Origin of the sequence: Haloarchaeobius salinus (genome assembly GCF_024464185.1) — an archaeon.
Taxonomy (GTDB): Archaea; Halobacteriota; Halobacteria; order Halobacteriales; family Natrialbaceae; genus Haloarchaeobius; species Haloarchaeobius salinus.
The window spans coordinates 211,323-230,472 of sequence record NZ_JANHAU010000001.1 but is presented as its reverse complement, the minus strand read 5'-3'; the positions used below and the strand labels follow the sequence as shown (position 1 = coordinate 230,472).

Sequence of the window (19,150 nt, the reverse complement as noted above, 5' to 3'; positions counted from 1 at the left end):
GGACCGAGTGGGGACTGGGATACGCCACTATCATATCCTTTTGGTGGCGTGGAACCGACCGTCGGTAGCTGCTTCTGTGTGGACCCCGGCCGAGGCGTCAGTCGACCAGTGGCTGGACCCGGCAGGACTCGTGACGACGACAGCAGCCAGGAAGTCCCGACGTGCTCGTCGCTCCTTTCGTTCCAACCCTACCGCGACCGCACCGCGCCAGCCCTCCCCCTCGACACCCACGCGCCTGCCGGCGCGGGGTGTCTTGGCCGTGTGGCTGGTGCGGGTATCGTCTCTCGGGGTGTGTTCGGAGTCCAACCGCTCAGTAGCCGTCTCGCTGGTCGACCGACTCCGCCGTCGGCAGGACGCCAGCACTCGCGGCCTTGTGGTAGACGATGCCCCAGTACGCGCCGCTCGCGAGGTACATGAAGGCCGAGCCCCAGGCGACGCCGACGACGAGCAGGAGGATGCTGAACGAGGCGATGATGCGGAGGACGACGAACAGCACGACGTAGAGCAGGGAGTACTTGACGTAGTGCCTGCTGAACGCGAGGTCGAAGGTGAGACTGGACGAGAACGTCTTCGTGACGCTCCCGGTGACCGGGTAGACGGTCAGGGCGGCCGGGAACAGGTAGAAGCCGACGAGCCCGAAGATCCAGGCGACGGCGTCGTGGAGCATCGCGCCACCGACGACGGCACCCAGCCAGACGACACACGCGAGCGTGAACACGAGGACGTAGCCCACGCCGTCGGTGAGCATGTCGCCGAAGTCCTCGAACGCGGGCTGGGGGCGGCCCTGTGCGGCGTAGCGGGTGAGCCGGAACACGTAGCCGAACAGGAACACGAGCGGGAGGAAGACGAGCAGCGGGCTGAACAACACGACCGCACCGGCCTTCAGCAGCGGCCCCCAGCCGCGCTGGATGGGGTAGGAGAACGCGAAGTCGAACGCGCCCTTTCGCCGCCAGTCGATGGGCTTCACGTCGTCGGTGCCGTCGCGGCGGCGAGACCGGCCGTGGGCCGTCCTGCCGTGGGCCGTCCGACTGCGGCGGTCGTAGTCGTCCCGGCGTGCGCCGTGGTGCTGGTGTGGGGTGTCGAAGTTCCAGCCGACGCCGTCGCGGGTCTCGGTGGGGTCGCCGCCCGCCGGTTCCGGGGCGCGTCGCGCATCGTGGCGTCGCGCATCGTGGCGTCGGTCGTCCGACCGGTGACGGTCCTCGCGTGGCGGGCGTGCGGCACGCCGTCGGTCGTCGGCCTCCCCGGGCTGTCGCGCATCTCGGCGGTCGCCGTCCACCGCTCGCTCGTCCCCGGGGCTCCGGTGGTCGTCGGGGCGCTCCTGCCGGTCGGTCGGCTCGCTGTCGGCGCGCCACTCGGCCTCGTCGCCCTCCCACGTGTAGTTCGGGTACTCGGGCTCGTCGTCGCCGTCGTCACCTCGCTCGCGGTCGGGTGCGCGTTCGTCCGCCGGGTCGTCCCCGTCACGGGTCACGGCACCGTCACCTGCCGGACGCTGTAGCCCGCCATCTATTTGACACGTTCGCAGGTGGGCGGAAAAAACCTTCCGGCAGGCGAGCGGGCGCTACGCGTCGGCTGGCGGCAGCGGTTCGACCAGCCCCTCCTCGATGGCCTCGCCGTAGAGGTAGCCCCAGTACGCGGCCGGGACCATCGCCGCGAGCGGCACGAGCAGGGTCGCGAAGGTGAACAGGAACAGGACGAACACGCCCACCACCAGGAGTCCGACCAGGAGCACGCTGTCGGCGAAGAAGTGGAGCGCGTACTTCCGGGTGAACGCGAACTCGGGCGTGCGGACGGCGGCCGCCCGGAGGTCCTCGGTCGCCGCGTACGTCGTGAACAGCCCGGGCAGCAGGTACGAGCCGCCGAGGGCGAGTACGCTGGCCAGCAGCACGCTCTCGCCCGCACTCAGGTACACCAGCGTTCCCAGTCCACCGACGGCACCCCACCAGAGCACGGTGACGGCGAGGCCGCACTTCGCGATGCCCCAGATGTCGTCGTACCCGGGCGGCTCCTCGGCTCGCGCGGCCGCGCCGGCGAGACGGGTGACGTAGCCCGCCGCCACCACGCCCGGCACGACGAGGAAGGAGAGGATGCCGAGGACCCCGGTGAGCAGCGCGGCCGACCCACCCTCGGAGAACGGGTACCGGAGGCTGAACGTCACCACGCCGGCGTCGAAGATGCCCGGGTCCATCCCCGCCTCGTCCCGGGGTTCGGCGGCCCGCCGCTCGTACCGCGGGTCGCCGAGCCGGTCGACCCAGCGGTCCGACCCGTCAGCCCCCGTCTCCCGACGGCGCTCGGGAGCGACCCCGTCGTCCCGTGGCGGCGGGCCGGCGGTGGCGTCCCACGTCGCCCTGGACTCGTCGTCGCGGCTCACGGGGCCACCTCCCGCTGACGGTCGCACCGCTGTCGACACATAGTTCGACCGAGACGTGTCGGCAGGAAAAACGTTCCGTCGGTCAGTGGTCGAGGACGGCCCGGAGCACGTCGGGCGCGTCGTCGAGCGCGTCGTCCAGTTCGTCGGTGTCGGGACCGCCGCCCTGTGCGAAGTCCGGTGGGCCGCCGCCGCCGCCGCCGACCTTCGACGCGAGCTGGCTCACGACCGCGCCGGCGTTGACCTCGCTGCCGTCGGGCACGGCGACGACGAACTGCGCGCCGTCGAGCCCGGAGCCAAGCACCGCAATCTTGCCCTCCTCGACGAGCGCGTTGGCCGTCGCACGCAGCTCGTCCATGTCGGCGTCGACGCGCTGGACGACCGCGGGCGTCCCGCCGACGTCGACCTCCTCCGCGCCGTCCGCGCCCGACGCTCTGACCTCGGCGAGCTGCTCCGTGAGGTCCTCGATGGTCTTGCCCCGGGCCTTCCACTCCTCGAAGAACCGCTCGGCCGTCTCGGGCACCTCCTCGGGGGTCACGTCGAGGACGTCGGCGGCCTCGTACAGCGCGTCCTCGGTGCGCTGGGTCGCCTGGATGGCGGCGTCGCCCGCGGCGAAGCTGATGCGCTCGACGCCGTCCTGGACGCGCTCGGTCGTGCGGATCTTGATGGCACCGATGTCGCCGGTGCGGGCGACGTGGGTGCCACCGCAGGCCTGCACGTCCTCGGCGACGTGGATGAGCCGGATGTTCGTGCCCGGCGGGATGCCGCCCTGGTAGAGGTCGAAGCCGTGTTTCTCCTCGGCCTCGTTCCGGTGGGGCCACTCCTGTTTCACCGGCGTGTTCTCCATCACCAGCTCGTTGGCGTAGCGCTCGATCTCCTTCTCCTCCTCGCGGGTGATGCGCTCGTAGTGGTGGACGTCGATGCGCGAGGCGTCGACGCCCTTCTGTGCGCCGGCCTGGCGGATGTGCTCGCCGAGCACCTGCCGGGCGGCGTGGATGACGACGTGCGTGGCGGTGTGGTTGCGCATCAGCTGCTTGCGCCGGTACGTGTCGATCTGGCCGCGGACGAACTCGCCCTTGCCGGGGCTCTCGTCGGTGCGGTGGAGGACGACGCCGTCGCGCCGTTGTACGTCGGTCACCTCGACGGTCACGTCGTCGGTCGAGAGGCTGCCGGTGTCGGCGGGCTGGCCACCGCCCTCCGGGTAGAACATCGTCTGGTCGAGCACCACGTCGTAGCCGTCCTCGCGCTCGAACACGTCGAGGACGACCGCCTCGAACTCGGTGCGCTGCTGGTCCTCGTAGTAGAGCCGTTCCGTCTCGGGCAGGTCGTCGAGCCGTTCGGCCTCGCCCTCGTCCTCCTCCTCGAAGGCGGCGGCGCTGTCGTGGCGCTCGGCGACGAGCGAGTAGAAGTCGTCGGGCACGTTGACCCGCGCACCGGCCTCGTCGGCGATGGCCTCGACCATGTCCGGCTGGATGCCGTGGCTGTCGTACAGCTCGATGAGCTCGCTCGTCGGGATGGGTTCGGACTTGCGGGCGTACTCCTCTGCGAGCTGTTCGACCCGGCGGCTGCCGCGGTCGAGCGTCTCGCGGTACTTCTCGACCTCGGTGCGGACGATGTCGCGGACCGTGTCGCGGTTCTCGTAGCCCAGGCGGTCGGCCTGCATGTCGACGAGCTCGTCGAGCGGCGCGTCGACGCCGACGTTGTCACAGAGGCGCTTGGTGCGGCGCAGGACCATCCGGGCGAGGTAGCCCGTCGAGACGTTCGACGGGACGATGCCGTCGCCGAACATGTACGCGAGCGTGCGGCAGTGGTCGGCGATGGCGTAGATGTCCTCCAGCGGCTCCATCAGCGCCTCCAGCCGGTCGACGTCGACGTCGAGACGCTCCGCGATGTCGCCACGGGCCGTCTCCATGTCCTCGGCCTCGTCGATGTCCATCCGGCCGGCGAGCTTCGCGGCGCGGTTGACGAGTTCGGCCTCGTCCTCGGCGAGGTCGATGCCGGCGTTCTCCTTGAGGAACGCGATCATGTCGGGGTAGACGGCCTCGTACACCGTCGGCGTCCCCTGGGACATCCAGGTCCACCGCTCCAGCCCGTAGCCGGTGTCGACGATGTACGTGTCCATGAAGGAGTAGCGGTTGCCGTCCTTCATCTCGTACTCGCCCTCGGGGTCCTGCTCCATGCACATGAAGACGAGGGTGGCCAGCTCGGCACCGCGGTAGATGACCTCGATGGCGGGCCCGGCGTTGCCGCCGCCGACCCACGGGTCCTCGATGTAGACGATCTCCTCCAGGTTCGCGCCGAGCGACTCGAACAGCTCGTCGCAGTACTGCACCGTCTCGTCCTTCCAGTACACCTCGCCGTGGTAGGCGTACTCGTCTTCGGGGACCTCCTCCTGCGTGTTGAACGCGTGGTGGGCCATCATCTCGAACGCCATCGTGTGCCGGCCCGTCTTGCCCACGTTGTCGATGTCCTGCATCCGGATGCAGGGCTGGCTGATGGTCAGCGGGTTCGCCGGCGGCGGGGTCTGCCCGGAGGTGACGAGCGGCTGGAAGTCGTAGATAGATGCCTGGGTCAGCAGCACGTCGTCCCGCCAGCGGTTCGCCGCCACCGGGTAGGGCTCGATGCGCTCGTGGTCGTGGTCCTCGAAGAACGAGAGGAACGCCTCCCGCATCTCCTCGAGCGTGTACTCCTCGTCGAAGCCGGGGTTGTCGATGAAGCTGTAGTCCTCGCAGGGTGGCTCACCGCACAGCTCCCGGTCGTGGTCGCGCGTCCAGAAGTGAGCGCCACAGCTGGGACACTCCCGGCGCACGAACCCCTCCGTCTCGAAATAGTCGAGACGGTACTCCTCCTCGAGTTCGCTCATAGTTGTCCCACAGTGGCCCTTCGGTCGGTAAAACAGTTCCGCAACCGCCCTTCCTGCAAATTTCGCGACGCTGGCGGGGCTGGGGTGCGGTCCGCCGTGGAGCACGAGACGCCGTCGCCAGGGCACGACATGGTACCGACCCTCGTTAAGTTGCGAGACGCCCAATCTACCGGTATGCCTTCCACGAACGACGGTTCGACCGTCACCTCGCGACTCCCGGACGGCGGCGAGCTGCTCCGCGTCCTCGGCTTCGTCGTGCTGGTGAACGTCGTCGGCGCGACCCCGGCGATCCTCGGCGGCCCGGACAGCGCGTGGTTCCAGTCGCTCGAGAAGCCGTGGTTCTACCCGCCGGGCTGGGCGTTCGGCGTCGCCTGGACCATCCTCTTCTCCCTCATGGGCGTCGCGCTCTACCGGGTCTGGCGCGCGGGGACCGGGCACCGCGCGGTCCGGGTCGCCCTCGGCGCGTTCGCCCTCCAGATGCTGTTCAACGTGGCGTGGACGCCGACGTTCTTCACGCTCCAGCGTCCGGGCCTCGCGCTCGGCATCATCGCCGTCCTCTGGGTGCTCGTCGCCGGCACCATCGCGGCGTTCGACCGCGTCGACCGACCCGCCGCCGCACTGCTCGTCCCCTATCTGGCGTGGGTGAGCTTCGCCACCGTGCTGAACTACGCCATCTGGGCGCTGAACTGACCGCCGGCCCCGAACGCACCGGCCGCAGAGTTAAACCCCACGCGGCGGTATCGGTCTGACAGTGAGCAACGCCGAAACGGAGCTCAACCAGGTCTCCGTGCAGGTCGCGGTACTCGCGCCCGGCGAGGAGCGCGCCGCGACGGTCACGGCCGCCCTCGAAGACGAGTGGACGGCCGTGGCCCGGTCCGCCCGCGACGAGCTCGGCGACGACCCCGCCTGTCTCGTCGTCGCCACGGACCCGACGACCGACGCAGATCTCCTGACTGCGGCCGCCACCGTCGACGCCCCGGTGGTCGTGTTCGCCGACGCCGACCCGGCCGCCGTCAGACGTCTCGCGGCCTTCGACGGCTTCGTCCGCGACGACGGCACGGACGGAGCGGCGGACCGGCTCGCGGACGAGGTCGCCTGGCAGGTCGCCGGCGACGACTACCCGACCGCACTCAGGGAGCGCGCCACCACGGTGACCCGCCTCCATCGCGTCGCGACGGAGCTCGTCGGCTGTGAGAGCGAGACAGCGGTGTACGAGGCCGCCGTCCGCGCCGCCGAGGGGATCCTCGAACTCGACCTCGTCGGCATCGACGTCGCCGAGAACGGCTACTTCGTGCCGGTCGCGGTGTCCGGCGACATGGAGGAGAAGGGCTACGCGGGCGCGGGCCAGATCGCGGTCGACGAGGGCATCGCGGGCGAGACCTACCAGACCGGCACGTCCATCGTCGTCGACGACGTACTCGACCTCGACCGCGACGACCTCGCCCTCGACGGGGACGACCCCGAGTACCGCTCCATCCTCTCGGTTCCGGTCGGCGACTTCGGGGTCCTGCAGGCCGGCTCCCCCGACCCCCACGCGTTCGACGACCGCGACCGGGAGCTGGTCGAACTGCTGATGACCCACGTCGCCGAGACCGTCGAACGGCTCCGTGCCGAGACGCGCCTCCGACGGGAGCACGACCGCCTCTCCGCGCTGTTCGAGAACGTCCCCGACCCGGCGGTCCGGTTCGCGCTCGTCGACGGCGAGCTCCAGGTCCAGGAGGTCAACCCCGCGTTCGAGTCGACCTTCGGCTGGGCGAGCGCGGAGGTCGTCGGCGAGGACATCGACGAGTACATCGTCCCCGACGGGTTCGAGGACGAGGCCGCGTCGCTGAACGAGAAGCTCCTCGCCGGCGAGAGCCTCCAGGTCGTCTCCCGGCGCAAGACCGAGGACGACGTCCGCGACTTCCTGCTGCACGTCGTCCCGTTCGAACGCGGCGAGCGCAGCCTCCAGGGCTTCGCCATCTACACCGACATCACCGAGGAGAAACAGCGCCAGCGCGAGCTCGAACGGCAGAACGAGCGCCTCGACGCCTTCGCGAGCATCGTCAGCCACGACCTCCGCAACCCGCTCTCCATCGCGCAGGGCTACGTCGACCTCGCCGAGGAGACCGGCGAGCCCGAGCACTTCGACGAGATCCGCCGCGCACACGGCCGGATGAACACGCTCGTCGACGACCTGCTCACGCTGGCCAGACAGGGCGACGTGGTCGGGGAGGCCGAGCCGGTCGACCTCGACTCCGTCACGACGCAGGCATGGGCCAGCGTCCGGACCGGCGACGCCACGCTGTCGGTCGCCGACGCCGTCACCGTCGCGGCCGACCGCGACCGACTCGTGGAGCTGCTCGAGAACCTGTTCCGGAACGCCGTCACCCACGGCACCGACGAGGAGGACGACCCGGCGGACACCGAGGGCCCCTCGGGCCGCCGGCCGGACGGCGAGCCACTGCACGTCAGCGTCGGCTCGCTCCCGGACCACCAGGGGTTCTACGTCGCCGACGACGGCATCGGCTACGACGGCGACGACCCCGACAGGATCCTCGAATCCGGCTTCACGACGAGCGAGGTCGGCACCGGCTTCGGACTGACCATCGTGCGCGAGATCGCCGAAGCCCACGGCTGGTCGGTCGACGTCGTCGACGACGACGGGCTCCGCTTCGAGTTCGTCGTCGGACAGAACGGAACACGATAGGGGCGGCCGGGCTCAGTTCGCGGTGTCGGCGTGTCCGCCGAGCAGCCCGTGGAACAGCTGGGTGTCGCCGCCGCTCTCGATGAGCTCGTCGAGGAGGCTGTCCGCACGGTCGGCCTGTGTCTCGACGCGCTCCTCGAGTTCGAGGTACTCCTCGGAGTCACGGAGCGCGTGCTCGGGCTTTCTGGCCTCCAGCACGGCCTTCTTCGAGACCTGCGCGTAGTACTCGCGGAGCTCAGCGTCGTACTCGCTCCGGCACCGGAGCCGCTCGAGACAGCGGTTCAGCGTCTCGCGGTCGACGGGCTTGACGAGGTAGTCGTCGAAGCCCATCTCGATGATGTCGAAGTCGGGCTCGACGGCGGTGACGATGACGACCTGACAGTCGTTGCCGTCCTCGCGAACACGTTCGAGCACCTCGTCGCCGGAGCGACCTGGCAACCGACGGTCGAGCACGATAATCTCCGTCTCCGGTGTCACCGCCTCGACGGCCTCGTCGCCGTCTGCGACGGTCGTGACCGACCACTCGGCACCCAGCCAGGACGAGTAGAGGCTCGCCAACTCTCTGTTGTCCTCGACGACGAGGACGTCGGTCCGACGTTCTGTCATGGTACTCCGTGGTTCGTGTACGGACGATGCTGTTGGTCGGTATAAATGTCTCGGCCCGCACACCGTCCGAGAAGTTGATATTTGCGCCCTCGAGCCTCGAATTATCGAGTTCCGGCTCCGGCAGGCGACTACTCCAGCGCGAGCGAGGCGAGCAGCGCCTCCAGCTGCACCCGCTCGTTCGCGCCGGTCGTGATTCGGTAGTCGGCCTCGCCGAGCCGGTCGAGCAGGTGGACCGCAGCCTGCTCCTCCAGCTCGAACTCCCACGCCGACCGGTGGATCTGGTCGATGATGTCGCCGCCGGCCAGCCCGCGCTCGGTGATGAGCTCGTCGAGCTTCGCCCGCGCCGCCACGAAGTCACCGGAGAGCGCGTCGCTCACCATCGCCTCGACCTCCTCCGGCCGGGCGGTCGACGTGATAGCGTACACCGTCTCCTCGTCGACCGCGTCGCCCATCACCGACGCCGCCTGCAGCGCGTTGATGGCCTTGCGCATGTCGCCGTCGGCCGCGTACACGAGCGCGTCGACCCCGTCCTCGGTGTACTCGATGCCCTCCTCGCCGGCGATGTACCGCACCTGCTTCGCGACCGCCTCGTCCGACAGCGGCGAGAACCGGAACACCGCACAGCGGGACTGGATGGGGTCGATGATCTTGCTCGAGTAGTTACACGAGAGGATGAAGCGCGTGTTGTTCGAGAACTGCTCCATCGTCCGGCGCAGCGCCGACTGCGCGTCCGAGGTGAGCGCGTCGGCCTCGTCGAGGAAGATGATGCGGTAGTCGTAGCCGCCGAAGGAGGAGCGCGCGAAGTTCTTGATGCGGTCCCTGACCACGTCGATGCCGCGCTGGTCCGAGGCGTTGAGTTCGAGGAAGTTCTCGCGCCAGTCGTCGTCGCCATAGACCTCCTTGGCGATGGAGACGGCGGTGGCGGTGTTGTGCATCACCGTCGGGACCTCCCCGGCGACGTAGTTGTGGCTCTCCGGAACGGTGAGGTCGTACACACGCTGGTCCGCTTCGACTCGCTCGACGGACTCCACCTCGTCGTAGTAGAGGTCGCCTCCGACGAGAGTGTCGAGCGTCGTGAGTGCCTCGACAACCTCCATCGAGCACATCTCGTTGGCGACGCTCTCGACCGCGTCGGCGACGGCTTCGAAGCGCGGGAGCGAACCGAGGTCGTGGTCGTCGTTCCGCAACAGGTTCGAAACGTCGTTGCCCCGGAGTCCCGTCTCTGCTGCGAGTCGTTCGAACGAGACCCCGAGCTCGTCGACGAGTTCGACCAGTTCCGTCTGGACGCGCCCGACTGGCGGGACGGAGTCGGTGTCACCGAGATGAACGAGTATCTCCTCGGTCCGTCTCGCGGTCGGTGCCCGACGTCCGTCGGCGTATTCGAGGAGCCTATCGGTTCGGACATCCGTCTCGGCCGAGACCGTTTTTCGCGTCGGAAGCGGTTCGAGTTGCTCTCGCGAGCCGACCCACGTCGCAGGTGTCTTCGTGACCTCCTGAATGTCCCGACGAAGTGCCGCGACGCGTTCGGTCGCGGCCTGTGCGGCATCGAGCCGGGCCGTCGCCGTCGACAGCACCTGCTCCATCGCGGCTTCGTAGTTCTCTCGTCCGGGCGATTCGGGGTTCAGGCTCTCGGGGACTGCGGAGTTCCTGTCGATGTGCAATTGCTCACAGACCGTATCGACCGCGGCCTGGGTCGGCATCGTATCGTAGTTCGGGTTCGACTCCTTCGTTGCGTGTTCGGCCAGCCGTTCGGCCTTGTACCCGAGCGAGAACCCGACCTTCTCCTCGAACCGACGGAGAGCAGGAGCCCCGGAGACGGAGAGCGTGTGGTACGTCGACTCCTCGCCGGAACCGTTCGTGGCGGCCTTGCGCTCCGTCTTTCGCCTGCTCGGGATTCCAATGCCCGCAAGGAGGTACGAGACGAGCGTGATGTGGTCGGCGTTCTTCTGTGTGAGTTCGATTGCACCGTTCTTCGCGACGTACCCCTCAGCGTCGAACATCGCTCGAAGGAACGTCGTCCTCGCGTCCTCCGGGGCGGTGACGATGGCCGAACCGATACCACCGCCGCCGGCAGCGCTCTCGAACACGTCGAAGCAAGACCGGAGGAAGTGCGTGAGCGTCTCGGAGATGACACGGACGAACGGCGTTCCGCCCTGTTCGCCACGCGTCGGTTCGAGGTCAAACGTCTCGACGAGGATACGCTCGAACTCGTCGAGCAGATCCTCGTCGGTGTTGTAGAATCGGATCCGGCCGTTGTCGATTCGCGCTTCTGCAACAGTAAGTCCGACGAGTTTCGCGACGTCCGGCGTCACCTCGTCTGGGACCGAGATCGGGTCCGACCGGTAGTTGTTCGCGTTGACGTACTCGATTCTGTCGACCGCCTGTCGTACCTCGGCCGCCGCCACACCGCGCTCGAATAGGGTCGCGAGTGAGACGCGCGTTGGCGCCCCTTCGTCGAGCGATTCGGCCGCTTCCTGCCAGTACTTCACGACGGTATCCGGGTCGAGGTTCGTCGTCTCGGCCACTGCCTCTCGCGACTCACCGTTCGCGTACGCCCGGAACACCTGCCGCTTCGCGCCGACGTACTCCTCCGCCCCGGTCAGGCCGTGCTCGTCGGCGAGGTCAGATGAAATGTAGGCGTAGATTCGGTCAGAATCGACTGCGCTCGCCCAGTCGAGCGTCGGCTCACCGTCGATAATCGGTGTTTCACGTGGCCGGACGACTCTGTCGCCGCCCCGCAGGTTTTCGGCCTGCCGCCACGCCAGTCCGTCGGTCGAGAGCGTCAGGAGCCGGTGCTCGGGTGTTACGCTGAACTCGTTCCCGTCGCGAGTACTCACGGTGACGAGCTCGTCCGCCTCCTTGCCGAACACCTTCGACGGTGCGACGTACTCGAACGTGCCGTCGTCTCCGAACGTGAGAACCTCCAGACCATCGTCGGGCTCGCCGAACCCGTCCACATCACCGACGACATCCTCGATACGCTCCACTCCTCGGGTCGTGAGAACGGGCGTCTCGCCCGTCACACACTTCCCGACGCCTGCCGGCCCTGCGAACATGAGGTGGGGAATGTCATCTTGCTCGACGTAGCTCCGGATGCGCCCGATGATGTCCTCGTGGCCCACCACCTCGTCGAGCCCGTCGGGGCGGTACTTCTCGATCCAGACCTGCTTGCGACCCCCTGATTCGTCGCCGGTCGCGTCGGCCTCGCTCATATCCGGTTGGAGGAGTCGTCCGTGCATAAAGCCCCCGAGACGAGGGCGCGGGGTCCCATCCTCGCTGGTCGTACGACGACACCCTTACGCGGACGGACCGCCAACCTCGACCTATGCAGGTGACGGTCGACGTGAAGGGCGAGACCACCCACGAGGTCGACCTCCCGGAGCCGACGTACGCGGACCTCCTGGCGGCGGTCGACCTGAGCCCCCACGAGGTGAGCGTGCTCGTCGACGGTCGCCCCGTGCCCGAGGACCAGCCGGTCGAATCGAGCGAGGTAACCGTCCTGCGGCTCATCAAGGGCGGATGACCGAACTCGCACCCGACTTCGAGCTGGCGAACGTCGGCCCCGGGCCGGACCCGTGTTCGCTGCGGGCCCTCGCGGCCGACCACGAGTTCGTCGTGCTGCTGTTCCAGCGCGACTTCTACTGCACGAACTGCCGCAAGCAGGTGCAGGACGTCACGGAGCGCTACGACGAGTTCACCGAACGCGACGCCATCGTCGCCTCGGTGCTGCCGGAGGACCGCGAGCGCGCCGCGGAGTGGCAGGACAGCTACGACCTGCCGTATCCCTTGCTGGCGGACCCCGAGGCGATCGCCAGCGACGCCTACGACCAGCCCGTGAAGTTCGGTATCCTCGGGCGGTTCAGCGACTTCCTCGGCCGGATGCCGGAGGCGGTCATCGTCGACGCCCGCGGTGACGAGCCGACCGTGGTGTGGTCCTACGCCGGCGAGTCGACGTTCGACCGGCCCGAGATAGACGACCTTCTGGACGAACTCGACCGACTGCGGGAGGCCGAACCGACCGCGACCGAGGATGCCTGACGGGCCACCCACGGACGTCCACGTCCGCGAGGGCCGACCCGACGAGCGCGGCGCGGTTGCGGCGGTGCTCGACGCCGCGATGCTCCGGACCGACGAACTCGGGCCAGCACTCGACCGGGGGGACGTGCTGGTCGCGGTCACCGAGGGGCGGGTGCTGGGCGCGCTGGTGCTCGTACCGGACGGCGAGGCGGGAACCGACGGCCCACACGTCGACGCCGTCGCGGTCCGCCCGAACCGACGCGGGCAGGGGATCGGAGGCGCACTGGTCGTGGCCGCGCTGGACCGATGCGGCCCCGACGGGCACCTGACGGCCGTATTCGACGCCGACGTGCGACCGTTCTACGAGTCGCTGGGGTTCGAGATCAGGGAGCGTGGCGACCGGTTGTTCGGGGTGCGATGACGGAGCCTACTCGAACAGCTCGTCGGTGCTGCGTTCCTCGACGGACGGACGCTCCTCGGTGTCTCGGTCGGCATCGGTCGCGCGGCCGTCGCTGCTTCTACGACGCGAGCCGGTTCGGCCGCCGCCGGTCGTCGTCGCAGCCAGCCGTTCGGTGCTGTCCGCGATGCGCTCGACGGCGGTGACGAGCCGGTAGAAGAGCGACACCGCGAGCAGGAACAGGACGATGAGGATGCCGAGCAGGATCGATGCGGTGAGGAACGAGTAGACGACGGCGACGGCACCGATGGAGAGCAGGACGGCGTTCAGGGTGTTCTCGTCCATACCGGACGGTTCCTGCTCGCGTCGTAAAATCCTATCGAGATGCTTAGATTTCCTGTCGCCGGCTCAGACGTGCGCCTCGACGAGTTCCCTTCCGTCGGCGAGGATAGCCTCGACGCGCTCCGTGCTCCCGGCCTCGCCGTAGACGCGCATCTTCGGCTCGGTGCCGCTCGGGCGGACGAGCAGCCAGGAGCCGTCCTCGAGGAGCAGCTTGAAGCCGTCCTTCGTCACCACGTCGGCGACGGCGACGCCGGCGACCTCCTCGGGGATGTCCTCGCCGAGGTCGTCGACGACGCGGGCCTTCTCGGAATCGGGGCAGTCGACGCTGAGCTTGTGCTGGTGGATCTCGCCGAACTCGTCGAGGAGGGCGTCGACGCGCTCGTCGTAGGACCGCTCGGCCTCGACGGCGGCGGCGAGCAGCGCCATCAGCACGCCGTCCTTCTCGCGGATGTGGCCCCGCACCGCGAAGCCGCCGGACTCCTCGCCGACCATCAGCGCGTCGTGCTCGCCCATCGCCTGCGCGACCCACTTGAAGCCGACGGGGGTCTCGATGACCTCCTCGCCGTGGGCCTCGGCGATGCGGTCGAGCAGGAACGTCGTCGAGACGGTGCGGACGACCGGCCCCGAATCCGACTCGAGCAGGTAGTCGTACGTCGCCGCGAAGAACAGGTTCTCGTCGAGGAAACCGCGCCCGGGCGTCACGATTGCGATGCGGTCGGCGTCCCCGTCGTTGGCGATACCGAGGTCGGCGTCGCGCTCGCGAACCGTCTCGATGAGTTCCTGGAGGTTCTCCTCGCTGGGTTCCGGCGAGGAGCCGCCGAACTCCGGGTCGCGCTCGCAGCGGATGCGGTCGACCGTCGCGCCCGCCGACGCCAGCAGTGCGTCGGTCGTGTCACGGCCCGAGCCGTGCATCGCGTCGTACACCACGTGCAGGCCGTCGAGGTCCCGCCCGACCAGCTCCATCGCGTGCTCGGCGTGGGGGGTCACCTCGTCGACCTCGGAGATGGTGCCGTGCTGGGACTCGGGCAGCGGGTCGGGCTCCGCCAGCCGCTCGGCGATGGCGTCGGTGGCCCCCGGCAGCGCCGGCGAGCCGTCGCCCATGATGAACTTCACGCCGTTGTACTCCGGCGGGTTGTGGCTCGCGGTGATCATCAGCGCGCCGGCGAGGTCGCGCTCCTGTGACTGCCACGCGGTCAGCGGCGTCGGGCGGTCGCGACCCTCGGGCATCACCACGTCGAAGCCGTTGGCACAGAGCACGCGCGCCAGCTCCTCGGCGAACCCCGGCGAGGACTCCCGGGCGTCGTAGCCGACGGCGACGGTCCCGCCCTCGTGGCCCTCGTCGCGCAGGTAGGTGGCGACCCCCTGCCCGACCATCCGGACCCGGGGAGCGGTGAACTCGTCGAGTGTCGCACGCCAGCCGTCGGTGCCGAACGAAATCGCGTCCATACGCGACCAATCCACGGCCGGCGCGATAAAACCCCGCCGACCGCACCGCGATGCTGGATTCCACGACCCACCGCCCGGCGCGCGGCTGTCTCGGAATCCCGGAGCGATTCCGGTGGCACTGAGAGCTTGCTCTCGCTCCGGCGGGACTGCACGACCGACAGTGACCCACGAACCCGGACGGATAGGGGAGACTCATCTCAAACGCGAAACCAGAATCGCGACCACCGGAACCACCAGTAGCCCACCCACCACGAACGGCGTCCAGTGCGCCGCGAAGGCGTACAGCCCGGCCATCGCTGGCGGGCCGACGGTCCGCCCGAGGCTCCCGGCACCCTGCGTGACGCCGAACGCGCTCCCCTGCCGGTCCGCGCTCGCCGACGTGGACACCAGCGCACCCAGCGCGGCGTTCAACAGCCCGTTCCCGAACGAGAGCAACGGCAGTAACAGCACGAGTGCGAACGCCGAGGGCGGGAGCGACGCCACGGGAGGCAGCACCCGGCCGAGCGTCGGGGCGAACGGGATGACGGCGAGCGCGACCGTCAGCGCGGTCGCACCGACGATGGCCATCCGAGGGTCGCCGATGCGCCGGGACACCCGGCCGACCAGCCCGCCCTGGACGACGACGCCGAGGACGCCGATGTAGGTCAGGAAGAGCGCGGCCTCGGGCTCGCCGTAGCCGAAGGTGTCGGCGAGCCACGGGATGAACGCGACCTGCACGCCGGAGAACGCGAGCGAGACGAGGAAGAAGGCGGCGACGAGTCCGCGGAGGTTCGCGTCGGCGAGTGCGGTCCGGAAGCTCCCGAGGAGCGTCTCGCGCTCGCTGGCCGACCGACGGCGCTCGGGCTCGGGGAGGAACAGGAGGGCGACGACGATGGCGAGCACGGACATGCCGGCGGCGGCGAAGCTCGGCAGGGAGAAGCGCGTCGCTGGCACGAATCCGGGGAGCACGTCGCGGGCGGCCGAGACGACGGCGTCGCTGGCGAGCACGCCGCCGATGGCGGGGCCGAAGATGAACCCGAGCGCGAACGACGCGCCGAGGATGCCGAGTGCGGCGGCCCGCTCCGCCGGCGGCGTGATGTCGGCGACGTACGCCTGCGCGGTGGCGATGTTGCCGCCCATCGCGCCGGCGAGCATCCGGGCGACGAACAGCACCCAGAGCGCGCCGGCGAGCCCGAAGACCGTCCAGGCGACGACGCTCCCGAGCAGCGAGAGCACGAGGACGGGACGACGGCCTCGGGAGTCGGAGAGGCGACCGAGCAGGGGCGCGAACACGAACTGCATGACCGAGTACGAGGCGGCGAGCAGGCCGATGTAGACGTCCGAGACGGCGAAGCTCCGGACGTAGAACGGCAGGATGGGGATGACGATGCCGAAGCCGACCAGGTCGAGGAAGACGACGAGGACGACGGCGAACATCGCGCGGCGTCGCGGGACGGACTGCGGCGTCGGCTGGGCGTGGGTGGCCGTCATCGCGGCTCACCCCGGGTCGCGGGTCGGCGACCGGACCGGCGCGCGTGCGGGGTCACTCGTACCGGAGCGCGTCGATGGGGTCGGTTCTGGCCCCGCGCCAGGCCGGGTAGAGGCCCGCGCCGACCCCGACGAGGATGCCGACGGCGACGGCGATACCGAACCACTCGATGGGGTACGTGAGCGGGATGTCGATGTACTGGGCACCGGCCCAGCCCGCCGCGAGGCCGAGCAGGGTCCCCAGGACCGAGCCGATGATGCCGACGATGACCGCCTCCGTGACGAACAGCGTCAGGATGTCGCGTTTCTGCGCGCCGACGGCCTTCATGATGCCGATCTCGCGGGTGCGCTCGGTGACGGAGACCAGCATGATGTTGGCGATGCCGATGCTCCCGACGACGAGGCTGAGCGCGGCGATGCCGACGACGAAGGCCTGCAGCTGGTCGAGGACGGCCTGCAGCTGTCCCAGGAGTTCGACGCTGGTCTGGAGCTGGTAGGTGAGCTCGTCGCCCGCCTGTGCCTCGGCGTCGGACTCGGTCTCGAGGTAGGTCCGGGTGGACTCCTTCGCGCGGTCGACCGCGTCGAGGCTGTCGGCCTCGACGACGATGGCAGCGAACCGGGGCGTCTCCTGTGCGCCGGAGACGAACTCGGTGTAGTACGGGTCGAGCGGCAGGTACACCCGGGGCCCGGGGCCGAAGCCCTCGAACGGCGAGCGGGCCTCCGAGTCCGCGGTGATGCCGACGACGGTCGCGTTCACCTGCCGGCCGCCGAAGGTGGTGACGGTGATGGTGTCGCCGACGGTGACGTTCCGCTCGAAGGCGTTCGCCATCGCGGGGTTGAGGACGGCCTCGCGTTCGCCCATGCGGAACTGTTGCCCCGTCGCTATCTCGTCGGCGTCGACGTACTCCACCCCGGTTGCGACCACCGCATCCTGTCTGGGGATGCGCTCACCCCCGAAGTCGACGCTCTGTGACGGGATCGGCGTGTAGCCGTAGGCGGTCCGCACGCCGGGCTGTTCGGAGAGGTTCTCCACGTCCGCCTGCGTGAACACGGGTTGTGCGCCGGCGAGCGGGCCCTGGTTCCCGGACTCCTCGGGGGCGGCCCAGCCGTAGATGTTCTGTCGGTCGTCCGGGCTGATGTCGCCGATGATGCCCGCCTGCAGGCTCGCCCCGAGCGTGACGAACGTGATGACGGCGGCGACGCCGATGACCACGCCGAGCGTCGTCAGCGTCGACCGGAGCTTGTGGCTCCGGATGGCCCGCCACGACATCCGGAGGTTCGTCAGCGGTTTCACGGCTCCACCCCCGCCTTCCCCACCGAGCCCAGCTCCTCGATGCGTTCGATGTGGCCGTCGAGCAGGTGGACGACGCGCTCGGCGTGCTCGGCGATGGGCCGCTCGTGGGTGACCATCACGACGGTGTTGCCCTCGGCGTGCAGCTCCTCGAACAGTGCCATGATGTTCTCGCCCGTCTCCGTGTCGAGGTTGCCCGTCGGTTCGTCGGCGAGGATGAGCGCCGGGTCGTTGACGAGGGCGCGGGCGATGGCGACGCGCTGGCGCTGGCCGCCCGAGAGCATGTTCGGGACGTGGTCGAGCCGGTCACCGAGCCCGACGCGCTCCAGCAGCTCGGTCGCCCGTTCGCGGCGCTCGTCCGCCGGCACACCGCGGAACACGAGCGGGAGCGCGACGTTCTCGACGGCGGTGAGCCGCGGCATGAGGTTGAACGTCTGGAACACGAAGCCCACCTCCTCGCCGCGGATGCGGGTGCGCTCGCGGTCCGACATCGCGGTGACCTCCTGCCCGTCGAGGTACACCGTCCCCTCCGTCGGCGTGTCGAGACAGCCGACGACGTTCATCAGCGTCGACTTGCCGGAGCCGCTCGGCCCCATGACGGCGACGTAGGAGCCCCGGGGGATCTCCAGGTCGACGCCGTCCAGCGCGTGCACCGGCTCCCCGACCATGTACGTCTTCCTGACCGCCGAGAGCGAGACGGCCGCACTCTCCCCTGTCGAACTCATACACATCTGCAGGGTCGTCGCGGGCAAAAAGGTGCGTCCCAACGAGTGCGACCGTGTAGCGCCCCGATAGCGCATCGTTCCGGACTGGTCTGGTGTCCGTCCGAGCACCCTGTGAGGACAGGGTCTGTCGCCGACGTTCCCGGCGGAACGCCACGCACGGGAACGCATTAGGGCCAGCCCGGCGCACGTGTACGCATGAAGAACACCGAGGGTAGTTCGGAGGCGAAGCGACGCGCCGGCGAGCACGCCGCGGGTCTCGTCGAGGACGGCGAGGTCGTGGGCCTGGGCACCGGCTCCACGACGGCCCACGCCATCCGTGGGCTGGGCCACGCGGTCGACGCGGGGCTGGACGTGCGGGGCATCCCCACCTCGTTCCAGTCCCGGCAGCTCGCGCTCGACGCCGACATCCCGCTGACGAGCCTCGACGCGGTCGACGGCGTCGACGTCGCCATCGACGGGGCGGACCAGGTCGCCGAGCGGCCGGGTGGTGGCTTCGACCTCGTGAAGGGCGGCGGGGCGGCCCACGCCCGCGAGAAGATCGTCGACGCGGCAGCCGACCGGTTCGTCGTCGTCGCCGACCCCTCGAAGCTGGTCGACCCGCTCGACTACCCGGTTCCGGTCGAGCTGTTGCCCAACGCCCGGCCGACCGTCGCCGCCGCGGTCCGCGACCTCGGCGGCGAGCCGGACCTCCGGATGGCGAGGCGCAAGGACGGTCCCGTCGTCACCGAGAACGGGAACCTCGTGTTCGACTGTGACTTCGGCCCCATCGACGACCCGGCGACGCTCGCGACCGAGCTGTCCGCGCTCCCGGGCGTCCTCGAGCAGGGGTTGTTCGTCGACCTCGCCGACGAGGTCCACGTCGGCCACGGGGACGGCGTCGACGTGCTGGGTCGCTGACGGGCCGTCGCCGGGCACGGTGGACTGCGGACCGAGCGCCATCGCTGT

At 69.5% G+C, this 19,150-nt stretch carries 16 protein-coding genes; 6 read left to right on the top strand and 10 right to left on the bottom strand.

Annotated features, from left to right (window positions below; genetic code table 11):
* Positions 1–310: 310 nt before the first annotated feature.
* The 3 genes from NO345_RS19725 to alaS form a co-directional block, all read right to left on the bottom strand.
* On the bottom strand, positions 311–1,468 hold the full coding sequence (locus NO345_RS19725; protein ID WP_256295882.1) for a DUF4013 domain-containing protein: 1,158 nt from the start codon (positions 1,466–1,468) through the stop codon (positions 311–313).
* A 90-nt stretch (positions 1,469–1,558) separates the two neighbouring features.
* The gene (locus NO345_RS01095; RefSeq protein ID WP_256295881.1) at positions 1,559–2,368 is read right to left on the bottom strand and encodes a Rab5-interacting family protein; all 810 of its coding nucleotides are present in this window, start codon (positions 2,366–2,368) and stop codon (positions 1,559–1,561) included.
* An 82-nt stretch (positions 2,369–2,450) separates the two neighbouring features.
* Positions 2,451–5,228, bottom strand: a complete 2,778-nt coding sequence (alaS, locus tag NO345_RS01090) for an alanine--tRNA ligase (protein ID WP_256295880.1) — start codon at positions 5,226–5,228, stop codon at positions 2,451–2,453.
* Between the two features lie 174 nt (positions 5,229–5,402).
* Between alaS and NO345_RS01085 the strand changes: the two genes are divergently transcribed.
* The gene (locus NO345_RS01085) at positions 5,403–5,918 is read left to right on the top strand and encodes a TspO/MBR family protein (RefSeq protein ID WP_256295879.1); all 516 of its coding nucleotides are present in this window, start codon (positions 5,403–5,405) and stop codon (positions 5,916–5,918) included.
* 61 nt (positions 5,919–5,979) lie between these two features.
* Positions 5,980–7,917, top strand: a complete 1,938-nt coding sequence (locus NO345_RS01080) for a PAS domain S-box protein (RefSeq protein ID WP_256295878.1) — start codon at positions 5,980–5,982, stop codon at positions 7,915–7,917.
* Positions 7,918–7,929: 12 nt separating this feature from the next.
* On the opposite strand, the gene NO345_RS01075 is transcribed toward NO345_RS01080, so the two are convergent.
* A complete protein-coding gene (locus NO345_RS01075; RefSeq protein WP_256295877.1) occupies positions 7,930–8,520 on the bottom strand; it encodes a HalX domain-containing protein in 591 nt (196 codons plus the stop codon).
* A gap of 128 nt (positions 8,521–8,648) precedes the next feature.
* Entirely contained in the window at positions 8,649–11,732 is a 3,084-nt protein-coding gene (locus NO345_RS01065) for a replication factor C small subunit (protein WP_368407833.1), read from the bottom strand.
* Between the two features lie 113 nt (positions 11,733–11,845).
* Between NO345_RS01065 and samp2 the strand changes: the two genes are divergently transcribed.
* The 3 genes from samp2 to NO345_RS01045 are packed head-to-tail and all read left to right on the top strand — an operon-like array spanning position 11,846 to position 12,958.
* Entirely contained in the window at positions 11,846–12,043 is a 198-nt protein-coding gene (samp2, locus tag NO345_RS01055; protein WP_256295876.1) for a ubiquitin-like small modifier protein SAMP2, read from the top strand.
* A complete protein-coding gene (locus NO345_RS01050) occupies positions 12,040–12,558 on the top strand; it encodes a redoxin domain-containing protein (protein ID WP_256295875.1) in 519 nt (172 codons plus the stop codon). The genes samp2 and NO345_RS01050 overlap by 4 nt, the downstream gene beginning before the upstream one ends.
* Positions 12,551–12,958 carry a GNAT family N-acetyltransferase gene (locus NO345_RS01045; protein WP_256295874.1) on the top strand — a complete coding sequence of 136 codons (408 nt, stop codon included), beginning with the start codon at positions 12,551–12,553 and terminating at the stop codon, positions 12,956–12,958. Before NO345_RS01050 ends, NO345_RS01045 begins: the two co-directional genes overlap by 8 nt.
* Before the next feature lie 6 nt (positions 12,959–12,964).
* Here the strand turns inward: NO345_RS01045 and NO345_RS01040 are convergent, their stop codons facing one another.
* From NO345_RS01040 to NO345_RS01020, 5 genes are all read right to left on the bottom strand, one after another.
* A complete protein-coding gene (locus NO345_RS01040; protein ID WP_256295873.1) occupies positions 12,965–13,279 on the bottom strand; it encodes a DUF8066 domain-containing protein in 315 nt (104 codons plus the stop codon).
* A 63-nt stretch (positions 13,280–13,342) separates the two neighbouring features.
* Positions 13,343–14,722, bottom strand: coding sequence for a phosphohexomutase domain-containing protein (locus tag NO345_RS01035; protein WP_256295872.1), 1,380 nt, complete (start codon positions 14,720–14,722; stop codon positions 13,343–13,345).
* Positions 14,723–14,914: 192 nt separating this feature from the next.
* Positions 14,915–16,192 (bottom strand): MFS transporter, encoded by a 1,278-nt coding sequence (locus NO345_RS01030; protein WP_256295871.1) that lies wholly within the window; start codon positions 16,190–16,192, stop codon positions 14,915–14,917.
* 52 nt (positions 16,193–16,244) lie between these two features.
* Entirely contained in the window at positions 16,245–17,483 is a 1,239-nt protein-coding gene (locus tag NO345_RS01025) for an ABC transporter permease (protein ID WP_256295870.1), read from the bottom strand.
* Complete coding sequence (locus NO345_RS01020) at positions 17,480–18,211, bottom strand: ABC transporter ATP-binding protein (RefSeq protein WP_368407832.1); 732 nt, start codon at positions 18,209–18,211, stop codon at positions 17,480–17,482. The genes NO345_RS01025 and NO345_RS01020 overlap by 4 nt, the downstream gene beginning before the upstream one ends.
* A 189-nt stretch (positions 18,212–18,400) precedes the next feature.
* Between NO345_RS01020 and rpiA the strand changes: the two genes are divergently transcribed.
* Complete coding sequence (gene rpiA / locus NO345_RS01015; protein ID WP_256295868.1) at positions 18,401–19,102, top strand: ribose-5-phosphate isomerase RpiA; 702 nt, start codon at positions 18,401–18,403, stop codon at positions 19,100–19,102.
* Positions 19,103–19,150 lie beyond the last annotated feature (48 nt).

Excerpts from the sequence above, each read along its gene's own strand:
- samp2 (WP_256295876.1), top strand. The coding sequence starts at position 11,846 with ATGCAGGTGACGGTCGACGTGAAGGGCGAGACCACCCACGAGGTCGAC.
- NO345_RS01035 (WP_256295872.1), bottom strand. The coding sequence starts at position 14,722 with ATGGACGCGATTTCGTTCGGCACCGACGGCTGGCGTGCGACACTCGAC.
- NO345_RS01030 (WP_256295871.1), bottom strand. The coding sequence starts at position 16,192 with ATGACGGCCACCCACGCCCAGCCGACGCCGCAGTCCGTCCCGCGACGC.
- NO345_RS01020 (WP_368407832.1), bottom strand. The coding sequence starts at position 18,211 with ATGTGTATGAGTTCGACAGGGGAGAGTGCGGCCGTCTCGCTCTCGGCG.
- NO345_RS01075 (WP_256295877.1), bottom strand. The coding sequence starts at position 8,520 with ATGACAGAACGTCGGACCGACGTCCTCGTCGTCGAGGACAACAGAGAG.
- NO345_RS01040 (WP_256295873.1), bottom strand. The coding sequence starts at position 13,279 with ATGGACGAGAACACCCTGAACGCCGTCCTGCTCTCCATCGGTGCCGTC.
- alaS (WP_256295880.1), bottom strand. The coding sequence starts at position 5,228 with ATGAGCGAACTCGAGGAGGAGTACCGTCTCGACTATTTCGAGACGGAG.
- NO345_RS01050 (WP_256295875.1), top strand. The coding sequence starts at position 12,040 with ATGACCGAACTCGCACCCGACTTCGAGCTGGCGAACGTCGGCCCCGGG.
- NO345_RS01065 (WP_368407833.1), bottom strand. The coding sequence starts at position 11,732 with ATGAGCGAGGCCGACGCGACCGGCGACGAATCAGGGGGTCGCAAGCAG.
- rpiA (WP_256295868.1), top strand. The coding sequence starts at position 18,401 with ATGAAGAACACCGAGGGTAGTTCGGAGGCGAAGCGACGCGCCGGCGAG.
- NO345_RS01085 (WP_256295879.1), top strand. The coding sequence starts at position 5,403 with ATGCCTTCCACGAACGACGGTTCGACCGTCACCTCGCGACTCCCGGAC.
- NO345_RS01045 (WP_256295874.1), top strand. The coding sequence starts at position 12,551 with ATGCCTGACGGGCCACCCACGGACGTCCACGTCCGCGAGGGCCGACCC.